Here is a 4,416-nt window from a genome sequence, read left to right on the forward strand (position 1 = left end):
GATGGCTTGCTCAATCGGCGTTTAGAAAATAAGCCGAAGGGATAGAAGAATACAGGAGCCGTATACGAGGCCCGTACGTACGGCTCTGTGAGAGGGATGAGGCAAAAGCCTCACCCTACTCGATGTTTTTTAGGACTTACTCTGCTTAGTTTAGATAAATGATGATAAATGTGTGCCAATATCAAGGCGGTTAACTTCATACAGCGAGCAGCCGATATAGGCAAATTCAAAACTCCCAGCTTAAGAAATGTGATGAATAGTAAGCCGTGGATGCATAATGGCGTGTTTCCTTCTATTGCAGGTGTTTTAAATATTTATAATGCCGGCGGCTTTGTTTTTAATAAAGATCCTAAAGATCCTAAAGATCCTAACGATCCTTTGTCACCACAAACATCTAAAATACTGCAGCCTTTATCGTTAACGAGCAAAGAAAAAAAGCTCTTGAGGCATTTTTACACTCTATTACTAGCGCCCCAGCAGCGGGTCCGCATAAAGCGTTTATAGTACAAGAGCTAAATGGGGCGTAACGCTTTAAGTTATTTAGAGAAGTTTATAAACATTATTTATTAGCTATAAATGCAATACTAAACTTTTACTATTACCTTGTGCTTATTGGGATCTTAGACAACACTTTAGCTAGTAATTTAACTAGCGAGTGCATTATGCAAAAGGGTAAGCTTAAGTTTATTAACCGCTTTAAGGCTCATCTTGTTGTGTTGCTAAATTTAATTATATTAGCGGCAACTCGCTGGGTTACTCATTTAGCAACTCTAGTAGCGCCATTGAAATCAAGGTGTAATGTAAAGCATAAAATAGAGGCAGAAACAGCGCCTACTAATACTTTAGATAATGATCGCCCTTTGAGTGAGAGTACGGCTGCAGCTTATAATATATTTGCCCTGATCGAGTGTCATTGTCATTTTGATCCCAGTACTGATCTAGAAGCTAGTTTTAAAATTCTACTTGCAAAAAACTTACCTGCGTTAAACTATATTTCAGTTAAATTATTAAGTGCGGGTAACTTAGCGGTAACCATAAAGCATATTCCAATCATTAAGTTAGAGCTGTACATTGAGCGCTTAAATTTTTGTGCACTAACAATATGTAAAAAGCATCAAAAACACTTAACGGCAAAAAATGTAAAAATAGGCCTGTGTAATTACAGAGCAAGTGCTAATCAAACACTGGTTTATCAACAAGCAAAGTCTGCGTTAACTTTATCGCAGCAAAGCCCATTACAGCATTGTCATCGCTTGGGAATAAGCCATAGCCGAGTAAATATATTTTCGAATAACCAAATAATAAAAAGCATTAAAAAAAATAAATTTGTAATTTATTTTCAGCCTTTATTTGAACTCGATAGTGGGCGTATTTTGCAACATGAAGTGTTGATTAGAGTACGCGGTGGCGCTAATGAGTTGCTGCTAGCTAATGCTGGCATTAATCAGCTAGATAATGATCAAGACGCATTTTTATTTGATCAAGCAATTATCATCAAAGTTAAAAAGCTATTACTAGCAGATACTTCAGCCGCAATTATTAGCATTAGCTTACATCCTAAAAATTGGTTTAACAAAGCGTTTTGGCAATGGCTAATAACGCAAGTAAGCGATTTTAAAATAGAGCATAAACTACAATTTGAAATAAATGCAGCAGACTTTTTTAAATATCAAATACGTTTACAAGGCGTATTAAAAATAATAACTAAGCTAAATTATCAGATTATTATTGATGGTATTAAAAGTAGCGACCATATTATTCAACTGGTTAATTATCCACAAGTTTTAGGAGTTAAATTAGCCTACGATTTAGTGCACTCAATAGAGGCAAGCACGCATCAACAAAGTTGTGTAAAAAACATTGTAAATGCTTGCCAGTTATTAAATATAGCGGTATTTGCTAGTGACGTAGAAACCAAACAAGAGCTACAAATGCTTACTATTTTAGGGGTAGATGCCGCGCAGGGGTTTTATTTTACGCAGTTGTTGCCTGATTTTACACAAACCGTATTTCATTAATTTTAAATAAGTCCTCTGTATTTTAAACCATCTAATCCTTGTAACCCACCCGTATGAACCGCAATAATTTTACTGCCTGGCGCAAAGTAGTCCTGCGCAATTAATTGCCACAAAGCATGCATCATTTTACCAGTATAAATAGGCTCTAATGGCAGTTGGTGCTCAGTTTTCATGTATTGGCAAAACTGCCAAAGTTCGGCAGAAAACTTACCATAACCACCACCATGAAAATCACATAATAATTGCCAATTAGTTTGTGAAGCGGCTTTAGGGCTAAGCGCTTTAATTTCATCGCGTAAATAGTCAGCTTGTTTTAGTACCGCAATTCCCAGTACCGTTGTATTAACTGAACTGCCTTCAATAAGCCCCGCTAAGGTGCCACCGCTTCCTGTGGGGCAAACTAAGTAGTCGTGCTTAGGTAAGCTCAGGGCAAGCTCTTTACAACCCTCAAGCGCCAGTTTATTTGTCCCACCTTCAGGTAAAATATAGGCATTAGGGAAACGCGATTGCAACTGCGTTAAATAATCGCTTTGGCTACGTTGTTTGTACTCTATACGTGTGATTGGGTGTAGCTGCATACCACATTGCTGTGCGAACAAAAGTGTAGGATTGTTAGGGTCTAGTTCTGGGCCGCGAATAATCCCGTGCGTTTTTATATTAAAAAACTTGCCAGCCGCCGCACACGCATGAATATGATTAGAAAAAGCACCACCAAAAGTGAGTAATTCAGTTTTTTTAAGCGCCTGCATCTGGGCTAAATTGTATTTAAGCTTTCGCCATTTATTTCCACTTATGAGGGGGTGGAGTAGATCATCGCGCTTAACGCCTAAAAATATATTTTTGCGCTTTAATAAATCACTATCTATTTGTTGTATTTGGTTGTTTTCATTTATTTTAAGTTTATTTAACATTGTTTATGATAATCACTTGGCAAAGTAATGAAAATGTACGGCAGTTAGTACATCGACTAATAATAATAGTAGCTATATGAAAAGAAAACTGTTTTCACTGTTTTCCTTGTTCAAGCGTAGTTTAGATAAAAATACAGTTGTGGGTGTAGCAACATATGCTAATACCGTTAATGCAGTCTGTTTAAAAAAACAGTATGGACACTGGAAAATACACAAATATCACAGTGTAGAGATCACTGAAAAACATGACTATACTGCTGCAATTACGCTATGTACGCAACAGGTTAGTAGTGATGTGTGCGCAGTGAACTTAGTTATTCCTCATTCTCTTTATCAAATTGTACAAATAGAAAAACCCGCACTAAGTGATGAAGAGATCATTCAATCGCTACCGTGGACAACGAAAGATCTAGTCGATATTGATCCTGAAAATATTGTTGCTGATTTTATTGATTATCCAATTACATTGCCGATGCAAAGTAAAAAAATGAACGTGTTTATTACCAGTAAGCTGCAGTTATTGCCGTTTATAGATAGTTTTAAGCAGGTAAAGCCTCTTTTACGGACTATGACATCAGAGGAAATGACTCTTGTAACTCTACTCGGCACGAGTAAAGACGCCCACATGCTCATTGTGCAGCATGCCAGCTTTGAGCCACGTATTTTAATTATTCGCGATGGGCAGCTATTACTTACTCGGCGTTTAAATGGCTTACTGGGTATGTCAGATAAAGATCAAAGCCAAGAGTTGGTAGAGGCATTTGGACTTGAAATTCAGCGTTCTATGGACTTTTTTGAGAGCCAGTTGAAGCAGCCACCTATTCGCAGTATTCAGCTACAGTGTGACGATTTGACGTCACTAACACTTAGAGCAGAGTTGGCTGAGTTTTTACAAGTTAAAGTGATTGATTTTAAACCAACCCTAGACCTAGCACAGCAATTAGAAACGCAATATTACTACGCATTGGGTGCGGCTTATCAATTAACTGAGCCGGAGTCTGTGATATGAAAACCCGGATTAACTTTTATCAAAAGTCCTTACGTGTAAGGCGTGATCCAGTATTACTGCAAAATATGCTAATGCTGTGGCGCGTTAATTATTGCACTTAATACTTGAATTCGAGTCGCGTCATGTGTCGGTTAAAAGCAAATGAAATAGAAAGGGCATTTCAATCTTGGATATCATCACTGATTGAAACTACAGGTGCAGATATCATCGCTATCGATGGCAAAACCGCACGGCGTTCATTTACCACAAAAGACAGAAAAAGTGCCTTACACACGGTCAGTGCATGGAGTTGCCAACACCAGTTAGTGCTTGGGCAGACGGCTGTTGATAATAAAACAAATGAAATCACCGCAATACCAGAATTACTCACCCTGCTCGATATTGAAAACAGTATCATTACGTTAGATGCGATGGGATGCCAACAAGAAATAGCAAAACAAATCATCCAACAAAAAGCAGATTATATTCTTGCACTTAA

General features: G+C 37.7%; 4 protein-coding genes and 1 pseudogene. 4 read left to right on the top strand and 1 reads right to left on the bottom strand.

All coding sequences use genetic code 11. The annotated features are described in order from the left end of the window. Positions 1-252 precede the first annotated feature (252 nt). Both H5058_RS17880 and H5058_RS17885 read left to right on the top strand, forming a co-directional pair. Positions 253-504: a hypothetical protein gene (locus H5058_RS17880; protein ID WP_182679339.1), complete on the top strand. Its 252-nt coding sequence runs from the start codon at positions 253-255 to the stop codon at positions 502-504. 209 nt (positions 505-713) lie between these two features. Further along, positions 714-2,018 carry an EAL domain-containing protein gene (locus tag H5058_RS17885; RefSeq protein WP_176359673.1) on the top strand — a complete coding sequence of 435 codons (1,305 nt, stop codon included), beginning with the start codon at positions 714-716 and terminating at the stop codon, positions 2,016-2,018. A gap of 2 nt (positions 2,019-2,020) precedes the next feature. Here the strand turns inward: H5058_RS17885 and H5058_RS17890 are convergent, their stop codons facing one another. Next, on the bottom strand, positions 2,021-2,929 hold the full coding sequence (locus H5058_RS17890; RefSeq protein WP_011329345.1) for a 1-aminocyclopropane-1-carboxylate deaminase/D-cysteine desulfhydrase: 909 nt from the start codon (positions 2,927-2,929) through the stop codon (positions 2,021-2,023). 76 nt (positions 2,930-3,005) lie between these two features. Between H5058_RS17890 and H5058_RS17895 the strand changes: the two genes are divergently transcribed. Together H5058_RS17895 and H5058_RS17900 are read left to right on the top strand one after the other, a co-directional pair. Further along, positions 3,006-3,938 (top strand): hypothetical protein, encoded by a 933-nt coding sequence (locus H5058_RS17895; protein ID WP_011329344.1) that lies wholly within the window; start codon positions 3,006-3,008, stop codon positions 3,936-3,938. Positions 3,939-4,051: 113 nt separating this feature from the next. Further along, positions 4,052-4,416 (top strand): annotated as a pseudogene (locus tag H5058_RS17900) (ISAs1 family transposase); the annotation flags it as partial.

Origin of the sequence: Pseudoalteromonas sp. SR45-4 (genome assembly GCF_014163535.1) — a bacterium.
In the GTDB taxonomy this organism is placed as follows: Bacteria; Pseudomonadota; Gammaproteobacteria; order Enterobacterales; family Alteromonadaceae; genus Pseudoalteromonas; species Pseudoalteromonas nigrifaciens.

What these genes read in the sequence shown, in the direction of transcription:
- H5058_RS17880 (WP_182679339.1), top strand. Translation starts at nt 253, where the DNA reads ATGAATAGTAAGCCGTGGATGCATAATGGCGTGTTTCCTTCTATTGCA.
- H5058_RS17890 (WP_011329345.1), bottom strand. Translation starts at nt 2,929, where the DNA reads ATGTTAAATAAACTTAAAATAAATGAAAACAACCAAATACAACAAATA.
- H5058_RS17895 (WP_011329344.1), top strand. Translation starts at nt 3,006, where the DNA reads ATGAAAAGAAAACTGTTTTCACTGTTTTCCTTGTTCAAGCGTAGTTTA.